This window comes from Dokdonia sp. PRO95 (assembly GCF_000355805.1).
GTDB lineage: Bacteria > Bacteroidota > Bacteroidia > Flavobacteriales > Flavobacteriaceae > Dokdonia.
Map to the genome: position 1 here is coordinate 2341768 of NZ_CM001837.1, position 17667 is coordinate 2359434.

The 17667-nt window shown below is 37.2% G+C and carries 19 protein-coding genes; 5 read left to right on the top strand and 14 right to left on the bottom strand.

All coding sequences use genetic code 11. From position 1 onward, the window contains the following. Nucleotides 1-2 precede the first annotated feature (2 nt). Nucleotides 3-1907: a hypothetical protein gene (locus tag D017_RS10630; protein WP_035336448.1), complete on the bottom strand. Its 1905-nt coding sequence runs from the start codon at nucleotides 1905-1907 to the stop codon at nucleotides 3-5. A gap of 77 nt (nucleotides 1908-1984) precedes the next feature. Then, a complete protein-coding gene (locus tag D017_RS10635; protein WP_051583877.1) occupies nucleotides 1985-2944 on the bottom strand; it encodes an alpha/beta hydrolase in 960 nt (319 codons plus the stop codon). 128 nt (nucleotides 2945-3072) lie between these two features. Between D017_RS10635 and D017_RS10640 the strand changes: the two genes are divergently transcribed. After that, on the top strand, nucleotides 3073-3846 hold the full coding sequence (locus D017_RS10640) for a S1/P1 nuclease (protein WP_035336450.1): 774 nt from the start codon (nucleotides 3073-3075) through the stop codon (nucleotides 3844-3846). On the opposite strand, the gene D017_RS10645 is transcribed toward D017_RS10640, so the two are convergent. The 5 genes from D017_RS10645 to gcvT all read right to left on the bottom strand — a co-directional run bounded on the left by D017_RS10645 (nucleotide 3843) and on the right by gcvT (nucleotide 8273). Next, nucleotides 3843-4724, bottom strand: coding sequence for an AraC family transcriptional regulator (locus D017_RS10645; protein WP_035336451.1), 882 nt, complete (start codon nucleotides 4722-4724; stop codon nucleotides 3843-3845). The genes D017_RS10640 and D017_RS10645 overlap by 4 nt on opposite strands. 518 nt (nucleotides 4725-5242) lie before the next feature. Further along, a complete protein-coding gene (locus tag D017_RS10650; protein WP_035336452.1) occupies nucleotides 5243-5842 on the bottom strand; it encodes an alpha-ketoglutarate-dependent dioxygenase AlkB in 600 nt (199 codons plus the stop codon). Then, on the bottom strand, nucleotides 5843-6190 hold the full coding sequence (locus D017_RS10655) for a membrane protein (RefSeq protein WP_035336454.1): 348 nt from the start codon (nucleotides 6188-6190) through the stop codon (nucleotides 5843-5845). A 64-nt stretch (nucleotides 6191-6254) separates the two neighbouring features. Further along, the gene (locus D017_RS10660; protein WP_035336455.1) at nucleotides 6255-7070 is read right to left on the bottom strand and encodes a sugar nucleotide-binding protein; all 816 of its coding nucleotides are present in this window, start codon (nucleotides 7068-7070) and stop codon (nucleotides 6255-6257) included. Between the two features lie 111 nt (nucleotides 7071-7181). After that, entirely contained in the window at nucleotides 7182-8273 is a 1092-nt protein-coding gene (gene gcvT / locus D017_RS10665) for a glycine cleavage system aminomethyltransferase GcvT (RefSeq protein ID WP_035336457.1), read from the bottom strand. Nucleotides 8274-8401: 128 nt separating this feature from the next. Between gcvT and D017_RS10670 the strand changes: the two genes are divergently transcribed. Continuing rightward, nucleotides 8402-9982 carry a hypothetical protein gene (locus D017_RS10670; RefSeq protein WP_035336458.1) on the top strand — a complete coding sequence of 527 codons (1581 nt, stop codon included), beginning with the start codon at nucleotides 8402-8404 and terminating at the stop codon, nucleotides 9980-9982. Nucleotides 9983-10149: 167 nt separating this feature from the next. Here the strand turns inward: D017_RS10670 and thrC are convergent, their stop codons facing one another. The 4 genes from thrC to D017_RS10690 form a co-directional block, all read right to left on the bottom strand. After that, nucleotides 10150-11451, bottom strand: a complete 1302-nt coding sequence (gene thrC / locus D017_RS10675; protein WP_035336459.1) for a threonine synthase — start codon at nucleotides 11449-11451, stop codon at nucleotides 10150-10152. Nucleotides 11452-11663: 212 nt separating this feature from the next. Next, the gene (locus D017_RS10680; RefSeq protein ID WP_035336462.1) at nucleotides 11664-12452 is read right to left on the bottom strand and encodes a DUF6503 family protein; all 789 of its coding nucleotides are present in this window, start codon (nucleotides 12450-12452) and stop codon (nucleotides 11664-11666) included. A 63-nt stretch (nucleotides 12453-12515) separates the two neighbouring features. Further along, entirely contained in the window at nucleotides 12516-12716 is a 201-nt protein-coding gene (locus D017_RS10685; RefSeq protein ID WP_035336463.1) for a helix-turn-helix transcriptional regulator, read from the bottom strand. Further along, on the bottom strand, nucleotides 12709-13167 hold the full coding sequence (locus D017_RS10690) for a hypothetical protein (RefSeq protein WP_035336464.1): 459 nt from the start codon (nucleotides 13165-13167) through the stop codon (nucleotides 12709-12711). Before D017_RS10690 ends, D017_RS10685 begins: the two co-directional genes overlap by 8 nt. 145 nt (nucleotides 13168-13312) lie before the next feature. Here D017_RS10690 and D017_RS10695 point away from each other — a divergent pair, with 145 nt between their 5' ends. Next, nucleotides 13313-14098 (top strand): TrmH family RNA methyltransferase, encoded by a 786-nt coding sequence (locus D017_RS10695; RefSeq protein WP_035336466.1) that lies wholly within the window; start codon nucleotides 13313-13315, stop codon nucleotides 14096-14098. 26 nt (nucleotides 14099-14124) lie between these two features. Here the strand turns inward: D017_RS10695 and D017_RS10700 are convergent, their stop codons facing one another. Then, a complete protein-coding gene (locus D017_RS10700; protein WP_035336468.1) occupies nucleotides 14125-14850 on the bottom strand; it encodes a peptidylprolyl isomerase in 726 nt (241 codons plus the stop codon). A 2-nt stretch (nucleotides 14851-14852) separates the two neighbouring features. Here D017_RS10700 and D017_RS10705 point away from each other — a divergent pair, with 2 nt between their 5' ends. Beyond that, nucleotides 14853-15500: a CoA pyrophosphatase gene (locus tag D017_RS10705; RefSeq protein WP_035336470.1), complete on the top strand. Its 648-nt coding sequence runs from the start codon at nucleotides 14853-14855 to the stop codon at nucleotides 15498-15500. Between the two features lie 86 nt (nucleotides 15501-15586). After that, nucleotides 15587-16390, top strand: coding sequence for a lysophospholipid acyltransferase family protein (locus D017_RS10710; protein ID WP_035336471.1), 804 nt, complete (start codon nucleotides 15587-15589; stop codon nucleotides 16388-16390). Between the two features lie 119 nt (nucleotides 16391-16509). On the opposite strand, the gene D017_RS10715 is transcribed toward D017_RS10710, so the two are convergent. Further along, nucleotides 16510-17124: a hypothetical protein gene (locus D017_RS10715; protein WP_035336474.1), complete on the bottom strand. Its 615-nt coding sequence runs from the start codon at nucleotides 17122-17124 to the stop codon at nucleotides 16510-16512. 3 nt (nucleotides 17125-17127) lie between these two features. Beyond that, a complete protein-coding gene (locus tag D017_RS10720) occupies nucleotides 17128-17622 on the bottom strand; it encodes a sigma-70 family RNA polymerase sigma factor (RefSeq protein ID WP_035336476.1) in 495 nt (164 codons plus the stop codon). Nucleotides 17623-17667: the final 45 nt, after the last annotated feature.

Below are 17667 nucleotides of genomic sequence, written 5' to 3' on the forward strand. Positions count from 1 at the left end.
ACTTAAGAACCTTTTAGCCACTTCTCACGTAGAACTTGCTCTAAGCCATCGTCGTACGTCTGTAATTCTACCAGTGTTGCCTGCGGAATTTGTGGTGTGATAATCGTTCCAGTAAGTTGCACATCTTCTCCATTTCTTAAGACCGTCATAGTAATAGCATCGCCTACTTTCCAGCTATTTGAGACTGTTATTAAATCGTATACGTTAGAAAGATCATAAGCAGTTCCATTTACTGCGGTAATCACATCATTTCCTTGTACGCCCAGCGCAGTGAGAAATGTATTGAGGTTTCCTGGAAGTACATAAATGGTATTGTCTTCTTTGTTTCCATTAATATAAGGACGTTCCTTTCCCAATAAGAAGCCTGTATCTACTAGCGTAGTGCTATAATCAAGTCCTACTAGATCAAAAAAGTCTTTGTACTGTATAGGTTGTGTGCCTATCACGTGGTTTGTAAAGAATTCGCCCACTTCAGGGTAGGTGAGTTGGGTGATTTGCGGGATCAGATTACTGTCCTCAAAAGGTCTGTGAGGCCCGTATTGATACGTAAGCTCCTTCATAAGGTCGAGAACACCACGCTCACCATTGCTATTTTTACGCATAAGTATATCAAGACACATCCCGATAAGAGCTCCTTTTTCATATACGTTACCATAATTTGATGCATATGGCTCTTCAAGAATGTTTGCGCTCATCTTAGTAAATGACATGGCATCATCATACCTTTTTGCATTGCTTATTTTTTGAACGAGTGTATTGTAAAACTCTTCTGGAGTAACAAGTCCTTGCTGCACTTGGAAGTGCTGTGCAAAGTACTCCGTAATCCCTTCATACATCCATAAGTGCATGCTCATCTCCGGATTATTGTACTTGAATTTATGAATCTGCGTAGCATGTAAATTAAGCGGAGTCACAATATGAAAAAACTCGTGTGATACCACATCTACCATAGCTGCATCGAGATTTTCTTGAGGCATAGACTCTGGAAGTACCACCACCGTAGAGGTGTGATGTTCTAGCGCTCCTAGATCTTGTGCATCATCTGCTTCGCCTGTGGTAAGGTATAGTAAGATTGTATAACGGTCTGTAGCATTAAAATCACCTAAATAGTTCTTTTGTGCTTTTATCATACGCTCTATATTAGGCTTAAGGCTTGACGCCTTTACCGTTCCAGAAGGACTGTACACACTAAGCTCGATTGTAATATCATCAACAGTAAATACCTCTTTGTTAGGTACATTATACATGATAGGATTATCGACAATGTCAAAATATCGATCGCCTTTGTAGGTATCTGTAATCCCTGTATTTCCAAAATCTTGCGCCACATACAGTGAGTCTGCAAAGCGTGGAAGGCTAGTAGTAGCTTCCATAACTTCTGGTCTATTGATATCTACATAATATGGCATTTCCTCTTGGTCTTTAAAGTACCCAAGAATTCCATGTAAATTGAGCATAAACTGCTCGTTTTCTTTAAAATTAGTCCCCGCAGGAGAAAAAATAGTATGTTCGGCCTCTACATCATAAGTGTCATTAACGTAGTAATCGATGTAGTCAAGAGTGCGGGCATTTTTAATATCCCACGTATTATCTGAAGTTTTTGTAACCTTAAGCTTCTTCCCAAAAGTTCCATAGGCAGCAACACTATCTATAAACATTCCATAATCATCATCAGAGTAAGTGCCTGGCACCGTCTCAGGAATGTAAAAAGTTGCTACGTCCTTATATATAGGTGCAGGTTGCACACGCACTTTAATACGATCATTGCTCAAGCTTACAAGATCTATTGCGCTACGGGTGAGTTTGTTTTTTTGATTTACTAGATTAGAGCTAGCAAGTGGTTTATTGAGAACATCACAGCTTACTATAAGTAATGAGCAAGCAATAATATAATAGATTTTTTTCATCTTAAAGATTGTAAACATGGTTGACTGTGAGTAGTCAAATGTAGTAATTCTATCTTATCTAGACAGCCTAAGGTATACTAGTGTGTTTTAATAAACCCAGCAACGGTATTTATAAGCTTTTCAGCTATAGGAAGCTTCGTATTATTATAAGACTTTGTGTTTTCTAGATCATCACCATCTATAATTCTAAGCACATGGTTCATACCTTCTATGATGGCAAGAGTTGCCTCACTATTTCCTTCTTGTAATAAAACGGCTTCCTGCTTTGAAGTCTGTATGTCGTTTGTACCATTAATAATGAGAGTTGGCACAGTAAGTTTACCTATTTCAACCTTAGGTTCATACTGCATCCAGCTTGCCATAAACGGCTGCACAGATGGACGGAAAATAGAGGTAAGTGCAGGAGAGTAATCTGTCACACGTCCATCTTTTTTGAGTGTGGCAAATGCGCTCATAGCCTTGTCCTTGAGATCTGGCATTTGTAAACCTATCTGATGGATGATGGATTGATCTATCGATTGCCCAGATCCAGAGAGCGAGATAACACCTTGTACTTCTGTACGCTGGGCGGCTACCATTCCTATGAGCGAACCTTGTTCATGACCTATTACATATAGTTCTTTAAAACGTCCTTGTTGTTTTACATAATTTATGGCAGCTACCGCGTCTTCTATAAACATATTAAAATCTAGACGTTCTTCTTGCAATGCGTTTTTCTTGAGAAGCGTAAGTACGCGTTTGTCATATCGTATGCTTGCAATACCTTCTTTTGCTAGTGATTCAGCAAGCAGTTTAAGGCTATTGTTACGCATCATTTGCTGGTTACCATTACGATCTGTAGGTCCTGACCCAGGAATGATAATCGCAATTTTTGAGGTAGGAACTTCAGGAGTAAGTAAGGTGCCATATACCATATCACTTATACGCAGATCACTGCTGCCGCCATATTCTTGCGCGATGAGCCCTTGTTGTATGAGGCCCAGGAGCAGGAGGGTAAAGAGTATTTTGGTTCTAGTGAGAAAAGTATATATAATCATAAGGGTGTTTATTATTGCCATGATAAAGATAGTGTAGTTTCACGCTTTCGCGAAAGCGTATCTATTCTTAATACTTTTATAACACGCAACACAGAAGTTTCATTGTACATTTGGCAAAAAAATATTCAATGCGTACACTTATTTCATTATTACTAGTTCTTGTTTTTACATCAAATGTCTCTGCTTACGACTGGGGAAAGACAGGCCACAGAGCTACAGGAGCTATTGCAGAAAAATATCTGTCTAAAAAAGCAAGAAAAGCTATTGCCGAAATACTTGATGGCGAGTCGCTTGCTCTAGTATCTACCTATGCAGATGAGATCAAAAGTGACTCTAAATATAGAAAGTATGGTACACAACATTATGTAAATGTACCTTTTGATAGTACATACGATGTACACCCTAAGAATGAAAGAGGAGATATTATTACAGGGATTGAATCATGTATTAATATTATAAAATCAGAAACCGCTACAAAGGAGGAGAAGGCTTTTAACTTACGAATGCTAGTACATTTTATAGGAGACTTACACCAACCGCTTCACACTGGCATAGGAGAAGATAAAGGTGGAAATGATTTTCAAGTACAGTGGTACAATGACGGGACCAACTTACACCGTGTATGGGATACACAAATGATTGAAAGCTACGGTATGAGCTATACCGAACTTGCAGATAATATGCCAGAAATTACAAAAAGACAACGAGAAGCAATGGCAGCTGGTACCTATAGAGACTGGATGGAGGATAGTAGAACTCTTGTTAAAGATATTTACTCAAAAACTAAAAAAGGTGATAAACTAGGCTACCGCTATATGTATGATTACTTTAATACATTGAGAGGTCAATTACAAAAAGGAGGAGTGCGCCTAGCTCAACTTCTTAATGAGTTACTGGGCTAGAGTGTATTTTCATCATTAATTACTTCGTCCTCTTTAGTTTTATATTGTTTTGGAGTCATCTCATTGTATTTTTTAAAAATTCTAGTGAGGTGACTTTCATCTGTAAAGCCTAGCTGGTACGCAATTTCTGAAACCGTGAAGTCTGTATTTTTTAATCTGTATTTTACAAGGTGTAATTTATACATGATGATATAATGATGTAGTGAATCTCCAGTCTTTTTCTTGAAGTATGCGCTTAATCCACTACTAGTCATCGATAATTTTTCTGCAATGGCGGCTACTTTCATTTTATCCTTATCATATACATGCTGCCTTATATAGTTTAGAATAACGTCTATAGTAGTATGTTGGTCTTTTCTAGAAGTAAAAGATCCTGGTTTGAGGTCACGTGTAATATTCCTCGCAATAATACTCAAGGTGGTACTTACCATATTTGAGATATTGTGTTTGTAAAACTCTTTGGCCATTTCATATTCAAGTACAATGGCATCATGAATTTGCCAGATGAGTTGCTTATCAGAGTCTGCAGTTATAACATCACCTGGTACAAGATTGGGATGCTGTATGATACGCTCTATGCGGTGCAACCAGTAAGATCGATCAGGCAAGTTCATCTTACTTGAGAATAAAGACTCTGTAAATTGGAAATAGCAAAATGTGGTGACCTCATTTATTTCAAACCAATGAGTATCATCTGGGGCGATTAAAAAAATATCTCCTGTATTATAAGAGACAATAAATTCATTGATAAAATGCTTTCCTTTTCCCTCTTCTATAAAAATAATTTCAAAATAAGTACGCTTATCTTCGTCTTGATGTCTGTCTAATTTCTTAAACTTTTTTATCAGAAAAGTATCTTGTAAACTGAATCTTTGCATATGATTTGGGGATTAAAGATTTGATACTGATTAAGATACAATTTAATTTTTAATAAACATTTAGTCAAATCTTAATGTTTTTCTAAATATTGTACAATTAAAAGTAAATTTTATACAAGTTAAAATATACTATGCACGCATAGCTTTGCACCGCAATAATACGAGAGAGCAGAGGTGCTGTGGTTTTTTTTGTTTTAAGGTTAGTTTGTTGGTTTTTTTTAGACATGTGTTAGAGTGAAGCACAACGTCTAGATGTTTCATAAACAGCACCTCTTTCTTTCTTGTAATAAATGTTCTGTGCAAAAATCCATAGCGGAAAAATACCGAGCATTTATCATAAAATATTTGGCCTTAGAAGATTTTGTTATAACGATGTCGAGTAACCCCTAGATTACTAACAGATAAATAACTTCTAAGGCTTTTTGAAAATACACGGCTTTCACCCCTAAGTTAAGAATGTTCCTTCTTGTAATGAGAAGTTTTTAAGAGCAAGCGTTTCCCCTAAACGTTTGCTTTTTCTATGCAATAATTCTAAAAGTAAGATTAATACGAGGAGCCACCTTTCTCGCAGTTTTAGGTAGCTGGTGATGCCAGTAATGTTGTGTGCTTCCTTGCATTAACAGCAAGCTGCCAGGCTCTAAAATAATCTTAGCTTGCTTAGTTCTATCAACTTTGTTTCTAAATTTAAATAGGCGAGGAGCTCCTAAACTTACAGAAGCTATAATAGGATTTTCACCTAACTCCTTCTCATCATCTGCATGCCAGCCGTTACTATCATTTCCATCACGGTATAAATTGAGAAGACAAGTAGTAAAGGTAACTCCAGCGATCTCTTCTACTCTTTTTTTAATGGCTTCTAATGCATCTGTAAAAGGCTCAGGCATCATGGTAATATTTGAGTAGGAGTATGATTTTGCATTGGAACTATAGAGTGCCGTAAGTCTCGGTTGTGGGTATACTTTTCCAAAAACCTTAATATCGTCATGACGCCACGAGATTTCTTCTAACAGCGTTTCATAATACGATGCTGCCTCTTCCTCTGTGAGCATGTTCTTGTAATAGGTAACGTCTGCATCTGGGAGGTTAAGTGAATATGGTTCTTCTGGAAATAATGACATCTATAAATATTGATAAGCCCAGTAAATTAATCCGAATTGTAATGGTAAGCGCATCCATAATGCCCACAAGGGAAATTTACCCTTCAGCTTTTCATTACTTAGCATATCGATATGAACCGTAAAAAAAACAATGAGCATCGCAATAATTCCCCAGATTGCAATAGCTCTAGTTTCTTCAAAGAGTAATCCTACGCCTCCAGCAACTTCTGCCACACCACTCCAAAAAACCATGCCTTTTTTATTAGGAATATAGGAAGGCATAATCGCTCCATATACTCGTGGTTTTATAAAATGCATGATTCCCGCGAGGATATACATGATAGACATAACATAAAAATGCCAAGGCATAAGCTATAAATTAGGGTGTTTTATAAAGGTACAACTGTGATTTGTAAATTAAGAAAGATGTTTCTTAAAACTCTGCGTTATATTTTTTGCTTCCAGCTACGACACCTTCATTAGTTACTTGTAAGTGTTTAGGTAGTTTATTATCTCTAGGTAAGACCGCAAGGTAGCGATCTGAGTTACTAGTAAATACATTTTTATACATAGGTTTCCTGTTGAGGTCTAGCATAATTACTAACTCATGGATAAACTCTTTATGATGTATAAGATCTGTGCTTCCTAAGTGAAAAATACCAGAGAGTTTCCTATTAATAATATAATGCACCTGCTGGCAGAGTTTAGTGTGCGTAGTAGTATTCATCACCAGATGCGGAAAAACTTCAATGGCATCGCCTAGTAATAATTGGTTTTTGAGCTCCTCAACTCTAGGTGAACCCACGCCAAAAACCATAGGCAGTCTCACAATTGCATATTGCGACTCTGGTAGGTGCCGCATTAAGAGCGTCTCAATTCTAATTTTTAATTTACCATAGATGCTTTCTGAGAGTGTTTTGTCATTCTCATAACTAGGATAATTTGTAAAAGCATCAAAAACGTTTGCACTAGAGATAAATACAATACGACAGCCAGATTCTTGAGCATAAGCAATCATAGATTCATGTGCCTCTAGCTGGTCTCCAAAAGGACCTCTAAGTGCCGCTATAATTACAGATGGTTTTATCTTGAGTAGCACTTCGTACACATCATCTTCTACAAGGTCAAACCGTAAATAGTGTTGGTTATCACTGTATATCTTTCCAGAGTGATAGGTACCATAGGTGTTGTAGTACCTATACAATTCCTTGTATAAAGCACCTCCTAGAAAGCCACTAGCGCCTAGTATTAAAACTTTATCTTTTGATTTTTTAAATGCGATAATTAGATTTTTTTAAATAAAAAACTCCCGAATTCTAAAAGATAGTCCTTTAGAATTCGGGAGTAGCTTTTTGGTTTGTTATCCTTTATAAAAAGGTGTCTTTACAACGGTGGCAGGTACTAGATTCTTACGTATTTGTATGAAAATTTTTGAGTCCGCTTTCGCGAAAGCGGTATCTACATACCCCATACCTATTCCTTTATTTACAGAAGGACCCATAGTTCCAGATGTTACGTGACCAATCTTGTTACTATCTGCATCTACAATATCATATCCTTGACGAGGAATTCCTCTTTCTGTAAGTTCAAAACCTATGAGTTTTTGCTTAGGTCCTTGTTCTTTTTGAGCTTTTAAATGCTCACTGTTTACAAAATCCTTAGTAAATTTTGTTACCCAGCCTAAACCTGCTTCAAGCGGAGAAGTGCTGTCATCTATATCATTACCATAAAGACAATATCCCATTTCTAAACGTAGTGTATCACGAGCAGCGAGACCAATAGGTTTGATTCCCCAGTTTGCACCAGCTTTAAAAACATTTTCCCAGAGTTGTGCAGCATCTTCATTTTTACAGTAAATCTCAAAACCACCACTACCAGTATATCCTGTAGCACTAATAATAACATTTTCAATACCCGCAAAAGGGGCCACCTCAAACGTATAAAACTTAATGCTTGCAAGATCAACATCTGTAAGTGACTGCATGGCTTCAATAGCTTTAGGTCCTTGAATTGCAAGAAGGGAGTGACCCTCAGAGATATTACGTAGCTCTGCATTAAAACTCTTTAAAGTATTTTGAGATTCTAGCCATGCCCAGTCTTTATCTATATTACTAGCATTTACCACAAGCATATATTGATCTTCCTTTATACGGTATACAATAAGATCATCCACAATTCCTCCTGTATCATTAGGAAAACAGTTATACTGCGCACCACCAACTTTTATTTTTGAAACATCGTTAGAACATACCCATTGTAATAATGATAGTGCATTTTCTCCAGATACAAGAAATTCACCCATATGTGAAACATCAAATACACCAACACCATTTCTCACAGTGTCGTGCTCTACATTAACACCTTCATAAGAAACTGGCATATTATAACCAGCAAATGGGACCATTTTTGCACCTAATGATTCATGTACTTGAGTTAAGGCTGTATTTTTCATCTTTATTATAGTTCTTTTGGTTACACAAATGTATGAAAAGGTCGCAGTTTGCGCGGTAAATAAAAAGTAAATTATCGATGTAATACCGCAATAAACGATGTCTGTGGTAATATGGGTAATAACCTTTTATGGCATCATCTGTTATTTATTTAATAATTAAATTTGACGGTTATGCTACAGTAATGATTATGAGAAATGTAACCGTTCTTTTTTTATTTGTTTTATTGCCTGCTCTTGTGTGGTCACAAGAAGGGGTTATATGGGAGAAAAGGCTAGATACTTATCCAGTAGATAGAACCACGGAGGCTCAATTAACCACAGATGGAGGATATATTATAGGTGGGCATACTAATAAAAAAACTACACTAGACCAGTATGCAACTGCAGAGACAGATGTATGGGTTGTCAAACTAGATGGAGAAGGCGTTGTAGATTGGGAACGACTTGTAGCTTCAAGAAATAAAGCAGTACTCAAAAGAATATTTCAGTCACCAGAGGAGGCAAGACTCATTAAATCTACAGTAATAAATGCAGATAGTACTGCATCTACAAATACAGACGAATTTACTATTTCTCAAAATCCAGAACCACCACAAAAGATTAAATCTAGAATGGTGCGTTCAAGTAGATCAAGTTATACTACACTAGAAGATAGCTACAGTGATCCTACATTTTTAGAACAAGAAGTTACAGAGGTTGAAATCACAGCATCTCAAGATGACCTGTGGAGACTGCATCTTGATCCAGCTTTACAGATGAACTGGAATAAAAATAAGCTTGCTGGTACGGAGCGCAAACTACGTAGTGTTACCATCTCTGAAGCTGGAAGTACGCTTGCCGCAGGCTATGCGACCAAGGCAACTGCAGAAAATACAACTACCCTAGGCGATAAAGATTTTTATGTAGCAAGTTATGGTAAGACAGGAAATTTAGAGTGGTCTACTACAATAGGTGGTTCAAAAGACGATCAGATTGTAAAGACCATTGCTACTCAAGACGGAGGTTTTATACTGGGCGGTATCTCTGAGTCTGGAATAGGAGGAACAAAAACAACAAAAAATCTAGGAGGAACAGACTGGTGGGTTGTTAAGATAGATAGTCATGGTAATATAGTATGGCAACGTAGTTTTGGGAATTTTACAGATGATAAGCTTACTTCGCTACAAGAGCTTGATAATGGAGATGTTTTGCTAGGAGGTACCAAGGCAATTATAGCAAAAGATCAATACCGTACCGCTCAGAATGGAGGTGTCACAGAAGACTTTTCTATTATTAAAATCAATAAGGTAGGTATTGTAAAATGGCAATTAGAATTAGGAGGCTCTGGTAGAGAATATCTTACTAGCGCATTGCAAAAAGAGAATAATGAGGTAATCATATCTGGCATGAGCTATACCGAATCAGACAACCCTAGCGGTCAGGAAGATGAGGTAAGTGATATCTGGGTGATTAATTATGGAATTAAGAACCTAGAATCATTTGATGAAATTTTAAAGAAACGATTTGGAAAAAAGCGTACAGTGTTTAGATCTAATGCTACAAAACGTTTCAACCGACTTGAATACTACGACGAGCAAGGTAATCTTCTAGATACAAGATATACCTATAAAATTAAGCGTCTTGCCCTGAAACATGCAGAGATCGTAAAAGGCACAAAATACATACGTGTACTCTCTGGCAATACAGCAGCCATTGTAGACTGGAACTAATCATCTAATTCGTTCATCATCTTGTGTGGTGTTTATATACCTACCCATAGGTGACAGAACTATTGATTCCTCATGTTAATTAGACTTAAAGATAAAGCCTAGCTTAGTTGAAATTAGGTTTTTTACGCTACGAGATGTGAATTTGAGAACATTTTCGCGAAAGCGAACTATGCCAACAAATACGTCTTTAACTCGTCATAATTCTTCACAGGAACGGTATCCATCGTTTTATCCATCAACTCCTTGATCTGTTCGGGGAGATCAATGTTACCCACTACGGGTGTGACTGCTGGTAAAAACTTAACAGGATGGGCAGTTTCTAAAAATACTCCGTAAGCGTCTGGTTTGTCTTGCAAATAGGCCTTGAGTCCTAAGTAACCAACGGCTCCGTGAGGGTCTGCTATATAATTATGATTTTCATGCAAATCGAGCATCGCACCGCGTGTGGCATTATCACAATAGGAGTATGACGAAAACTTTTGAGATAGTAATTGCCTGTCGTTTTCAAATAGCTGTAGTACTCTTATGAAGTTACTAGGGTCACTCACATCCATTGCATTACTTATCGTCGCAACCGTTGTCGTAGGGGTGTAGACTCCGCTTTGCATAAACCTAGGGATGGTTGTATTACTATTTACCGCAGCTACAAATTGGTGCACCGGCATTCCCATCATATGAGCTACCATACCAGCACATATATTACCAAAGTTCCCACTAGGAACAGAAAACACGAGAGAATCTGCTTTTCCTTGCTTCTTTAATTCTTTATAAGCAAATAAATAATACAAGGACTGTGGTAGCCATCGTGCGACATTAATACTATTTGCAGAGGTGAGTTGTTTTGTACTTGTAATTTCTTTGTCTAAAAAAGCCTTCTTGACCATCGCTTGGCAATCATCAAAAGTACCGTCAACTTCAAGTGCGGTGATATTTTCTCCTAATGTGGTGAGCTGTCGCTCTTGCACATCAGATACTTTGCCAGAAGGGTAGAGGATTACCACTTTTATCCCTGGTACTTTGTAGAAGCCTCTAGCTACGGCTCCACCCGTGTCACCACTGGTAGCCACTAATACGGTAACTTCTTCTTGTTGATTACGTTCTTTTAAGAAGTGACCCAGACAGCGCGCCATAAAGCGAGCTCCTACATCTTTAAAAGCCATGGTAGGCCCATGAAAAAGCTCTAGTGTTGCCGCATTATCTTCTATAGGAACTAACGGGAAATCAAAAGAAAGAACATCTGTTACTATTTCTTTAAGTGTAGCTTCGTCCATACTATCGCCCACAAAAGGTTTCATCACTTCGACAGCGATTTCTTCTTTGGATAATTGCTCAAGCTGCTCCCAAAAGGTAGCAGGAAGCACTGGGATATTTTCAGGAAAGTAAAGTCCTTTATCTGGAGCAATTCCTCGTATTACTGCATCATCAAAAGTGACCGTTTGCGCTTGCTTATTAAGGCTGTAGTATTTCATATATAGATAACTAGCTAACTAACATTATGCATTTTGTTTGTAAAGTAAATCTAATAGATTTTAATCAGAAATATGACTAAATAGCACTAAGATGCAGTATGCTGATAGTAATAGATTAGGGTTTTTGGTTTTGATAATCAGTAAGTTGTGGTAAAAATAAAACGCCATTCATTTAGAATGGCGTTTGTTTATATTTTGTGTAAGATGATTATCTACTCTACAAGTACTCCACCTTCAGGCTTTGAAAAAGTAGCAATATCTAGTTTAGTCGCAGTTGCTGTAGGATTTGTAAAATTCATAGCATTTCTCATTTCTGTAGGCTTGCCATCTACTACCTTGTACCATTGTAGTTCGCTAGGTAACTTAAGACCATTTACATTTTGCCATTTTGCATACTTAATAAAACTGTAGCGCTCACTTGGTCCATCACCTCCTGCAGTTACTGTATATGCTAGCCATGCCATTTCGTTTGTAGTTGGGTCATTATATAAGATATAATTGTCATCTGGACTGTCACCTACATCTTTGCCGTAGCTAATTTTTGTCCCAGGGTAGCTTACACCATCCATTTCTAACGCAGGAACCTCTGAGTATGTGATGCCTTCATCACTTAGTACAAATGGCATCGCATAAAAATAAAACATCAAGTTATGATAAAAACGGGCTCTCTCTGGTTGAAAAGCGATGGTATCTTGTTTTAACCATAAGTCTTTACCGTCAAATCCTAGTACAAAATCTTTAGTTTCAATACGTGTATTACGCGATTTAAGATCAACAGTGTGTATTTCATTTATGTCTCCTTTAGGTAAGGTAAAACATAAATTGTTCATGTTATTCCAAGTGTCAATTCCTCCGTGAGCTTCAAATACTTTAGAAATTTGATCTGGGTACACTCTTGATGGAGTCTCCACCACAGCAATTTCTTCTGTTTTTACGGTTGATTCATTTTTACAACTTGCAAAAGCAATAAGTCCAGCAAGCAATAGGATAGATTTGTTCATAGTATATTAATTGGTTAGAATTTGTAAGGTAGTCGTATGGAATTTATAGTCTTACAAAACTCGTCAATCATTTTCAGATAATGAGAAAAATTCATTTACTGGCTTTTTAAATAACTCAGAAAGTTTTAGTGCTAGTACCGTAGAGGGTACGTAGCGATTTTTTTCTATCGAATTTATGGTTTGCCTCGAGACACCTATTTTCTTTGCAAGATCATCTTGTGTAAGATTGAGGATAGCACGCTCTACTTTAAGTGTATTAGTCATCTGCACCACTTTTAAATAGATGAAAAAATAAAATCTGACAGAATAGCAACACCCATAACACAAAGAAATCATTTACTGGCTTTAAAGATGAGCCCCCGTTTATTAAAGCATCTGCTCCTAGATTTATAAAAGGCATCACAAGCGTTTGTAGCACGCCTACAATAAAGGCAATCATATAAGATCTCATGCGCATGCTCTTTATAAACTCATCTTCTATCGGTTCTTTAGATAGAGATACTGTAAGAAGACCAACGAGCATTGTATATTTTACAATAATTATAATGGTAGACTTTAGGGTATAATCTGTTACGATAATACTTGTTGCGATTAGAGAGAGAAAAGAAGCAATAAACAAAATCCAGCCTATTCTTTTGAATTTATGTGGTAATTGAAATTTACTAAGCTTCTCAAGGCTCTTGCGCTCGCAGGCAATTATTTTTTTAAAATTCATAATAATAACGTTTAAGTGAAAACAACCTAGCTTTACTTTATGTAAAGTAAATTTGTTATAATGTCAAATATACTTTACATTTTTGATACTTGAACTATTCTCTTCTAGTTTTTCTCTAATCTTAAGAATATTCTACATTTGTGCTATGTCAAAATATATTTCTAGTATCCAGAATCCAGCTGTAAAAAGACTGTTACAACTTCAAGATAAGTCACGCGCACGTAAGAAGGAGGGTGGTTTTATTATAGAAGGTGTGAGGGAGATAGCGCTTGCTATAGCCGGAGGATACGAGATTACAGAGGTTTATTTTAATGAAGCTGTAATTTCAGAAGATGAGGTTGCTGGGATGGTAAATGACACAGCGATGATGACAAGCTTATCTGCCGAGGTATACCAGAAAGTAGCTTACAGAGCAGGGACGGAGGGTGTTATCGCTTTCGCGAAAGCGGAAACTAAAACCTTACATGAGTTGGCGCTACCTGAAAATCCTCTACTATTAATCGCCGAAGCACCAGAAAAACCTGGAAATATAGGCGCACTATTAAGAACAGCAGACGCTGCTGGGGTAGATGCAGTAATTATTGCAAATCCCAAAACAGATTTATACAATCCTAATATCATACGATCAAGTGTAGGGTGTGTGTTTACCACACAAATAGCAACAGGGTCAACTGCTGAGGTGATTTCGTTTTTACAAGAAAAAGGAATAGCGGTTTACAGTGCTATTTTACAAGAAGCGGTAGACTATGCAGCACAAGATTATACAACGCCTACCGCAATAGTGGTAGGTACAGAAGCCACAGGATTATCTCAAGAATGGCGCAGGGTGGGTACAAATATTAAAATACCTATGCGAGGTAAAATAGACTCTATGAATGTCTCAGTTGCTGCCGGAATCTTAGTTTTTGAAGCACGCAGGCAACGTGGGTAGTAGGTATTTTAAGAAGGAAAAGACGCTTAATCAATAAGGGCAATCTTCATATATACATTGGCTAGTGGCCACTCGCTACCATCAACTTTTAGCTTATTGATTTCATCTACAACGTGCATTCCTTTAGTCACTCGGCCAAAAACGGTGTGATCTCCATCAAGGTGATGCGCTCCACGTGCAGGTTGTACAATAAAAAACTCAAAGGGAGCAGTCGCATTACTCACATTTTGCTCGGTATACTTAGCCGATGAAAATGCTCCACGGGTGTGTGTATGTGTAGGATTTGCTTCATTTGGTATCAAGTAACTCCCAAAGCTCGCTCTGTTGCGCGCAGTGCCTTGCGTATCATTGTTACCTCCTTGTACAACAAAATCAGGCGACACTCGGTGGAACTGCGTCGTATTAAAATAGCCGTTTTTTACGAGCATGATAAAGTTTGCTCTGTGTAGCGGAGTATCTGTAAAAAGCTCCACTTCTATTTCTCCAAAACGTGTGGTAATCTTAACCTTAGTCTCAGGATTCTTTTCCCCATAAGCTGTGAGAAAGTCAATAACCATTTCCTGTCCACTTATGGTAGGATTTTTTAAAGTACCCATTACTAGTGATGGATCTACTGTTTTTATGACTTTTTGTTGCAGTGCTATCGTGTCTTTTTTTGGCACTTCTTCCTCTACAGAAATAGGTGCAGATTTCTTATCTTGACAACTTGAGCTCGCTAGTAGCGCTATAATAATCCAGAGATACGTACGCATAAATGAAATTTGAATCATTTTTAGAATTAGCTTCAAAAATAGGAAATCTCCCGCTTCCAGGGCGCGATGTGCAACTAGAGATGGCGCCCAATGAACGCCTGAGAGAACTAGAAGAACTAGAGATTTCTACCCGCAAGCCTAGACAGGCTGGTGTGATGTGTTTATTTTATCCCACACCAGATGGAGATACGGAGTTTATTCTCATTTTACGTAAGACTTATAAAGGTGTTCATTCTAATCAAGTTGGGTTTCCTGGTGGAAAAGTAGAGCTTACAGATAGGGATCTTGCGCATACAGCATTGCGAGAGACCGAAGAGGAGGTAGGTGTCCCGCAATCTCATGTTACAATTACTCGTAAACTCACAAATATTTACATTCCACCTAGTAATTTCTGGGTGCAGTCATTTATAGGACATCTAGATCATACTCCTGCATTTATTGCTCAAGAAAGCGAAGTGGAGTCTTTAATCCCTGTACCACTTTCTGAATTTCTCACTGACGACTGTATAACCACTCAAAATCTCTCTACCTCGTATATGGATGATATGGAGGTACCAGCATATAAATTACAGGGTCATATCGTTTGGGGAGCTACGGCAATGATGCTCAGTGAGGTACGATCGCTTCTTAACACTTCTTTAAAATTGTAACGCCTTTTGTATCTTTACAGGCTGTTTGTAACCAAGTACGCTTTCGCGAAAGCGCACTCAAACACAACCAATTTTTAAACGATACAATGGGGCTATTTAAAAAAAATCCATTTGGACATATACTATTCTTAAAACGCTGGCTCATAAGAATTGCTGGTGCAATGACGCATAGACGTTATCGCGGTTTTAATGAATTACAAATAGAAGGGTCAGAAATACTGACTAATCTTCCAGATAAGAACGTATTATTTGTTTCAAATCACCAGACATATTTTGCAGATGTGGTTTCTATGTTTCACGTATTTAACGCAAGTTTAAGTGGCCGTACAGATTCTATAAAAAACATAGGATATCTGTGGGATCCAAAACTTAATCTATACTACGTGGCTGCTGGAGAAACGATGAAAACAGGCTTACTGCCTCGTATTTTTGCATATGCAGGGGCGATTACAGTAAGTCGTACTTGGAGAGAAAAAGGTAAAGAAATAGATCGCCAAGTAAACCTTAAGGATACTGAGAATATAGGTATTGCTCTAGATGATGGCTGGGTAATTACATTCCCTCAAGGAACTACAAAACCATGGAAACCTATTAGAAAAGGAACCGCTCACATCATTAAGAACTATAAGCCTATTGTCGTGCCTATTGTGATAGATGGTTTTAGAAGGAGTTTTGATAAGAAAGGACTGCGCATTAAAAAACGCGGTATTCTTCAATCTTTTGAAGTAAAAGAACCGCTAGTAATAGACTACGAAAACGACTCTGTAGAGAAAATTGTAGAGCAATTAGAATACGCAATCGAGCAACATCCGTCTTTCTTAAAGGTAATCCCTATGGAAGAGATAGAAGCAGAAGAAGAGCTTAATAAAAAGAGAAAGTGGGACTATTAATGTTTCAACTTACGAAGAAAAAAAAGCGAGAGCGACCTTTACGGTCGCTCTCGCTTTTTATATGCTAAAAAGGCAACAGCTTGACCTATTGCCTTAATCAGAACTCAAACCCCCTAGATTTAAAGTTCCAATTTTTTAAGTTGATTGTAATTTTCTTTGAGCCTTTTAGTCAAGCGTCCATATATAAGTCTATATATTAAAAGCAGGACTCCAATAAATAAACCTAACATTAATAATACTACAATTAAAAGAACCACTGGGCTGGCAATTTTAAAAGTGTCAGGACTATTATAATATGCTACGCCAGATATTAATAATGAACCAATGAAAATGAAGCTTACATTAAACCATATATAAAGCTTGACAGTACCTCTAGCTTTTAAGATGTTTTTCATCAAGTTTTTTGCATTATCTGTTGCTTTAATCGATTTATAATTCAAGTAAAAACAAACAACGAAGTAGGCTAAGGCGACATAATTTATAACTAATAAAACATTGTCTATCGTAGTTATTCCAGCTTTTTCTACAAATGCTATATTAGCATCTCTTTGTTCTAATACAAAGTTGAGTATAATCCAAAAGGCAAATTCAATGATACTTATAAAAAGTATCCACTTTACTACAGAAGAAGACTTCTTAAGTAGCATAGGGTATAATTCTTCTTTTGTATATTTTGGAAGTGATCCTTCCTGTTTTTGCCAATCTTTCTTTAGCATTTCTAGTTCATCTACCATAGCTTATGGATTTAATATTTTTTTGAGCTTTTTCTTCACTCTGTTCATCTTCACTCTTGCATTCACCTCTGTGATACCTAGGGTTTCAGAGATTTCACTGTAGTTTTTATCTTCTAGATATAAAAAGACGAGTGCCTTATCTATGTCATTAAGCTCTTTTACTGCGCTATACATCAACTTTAATTGTTGCTCGACGGTATCATCATATTCTTCTGATGATATACGAAACATGACAGAATCAAAATCTTGAGTCTGGACCGTTCTTTTAGATTTACGATATAGAGTGATGGCGGTATTTAATCCCACGCGGTACATCCACGTACTGAACTTTGAATCTCCTCTAAACTTAGGGAAGGCTCGCCATAATTGTATCGTAATTTCTTGAAAAAGATCATTGTGTTGATCCCGATTGTTGGTATACAAACGGCATATTTTATGCACAATATTCTGGTTCTCTTCCAGAAGGGTTACAAAATTTTCTTCGACTGTTTTATCCAATGGTTGGTGGCTTAGTTAATGGTAAGTAGAGATTTCTTACAAAGT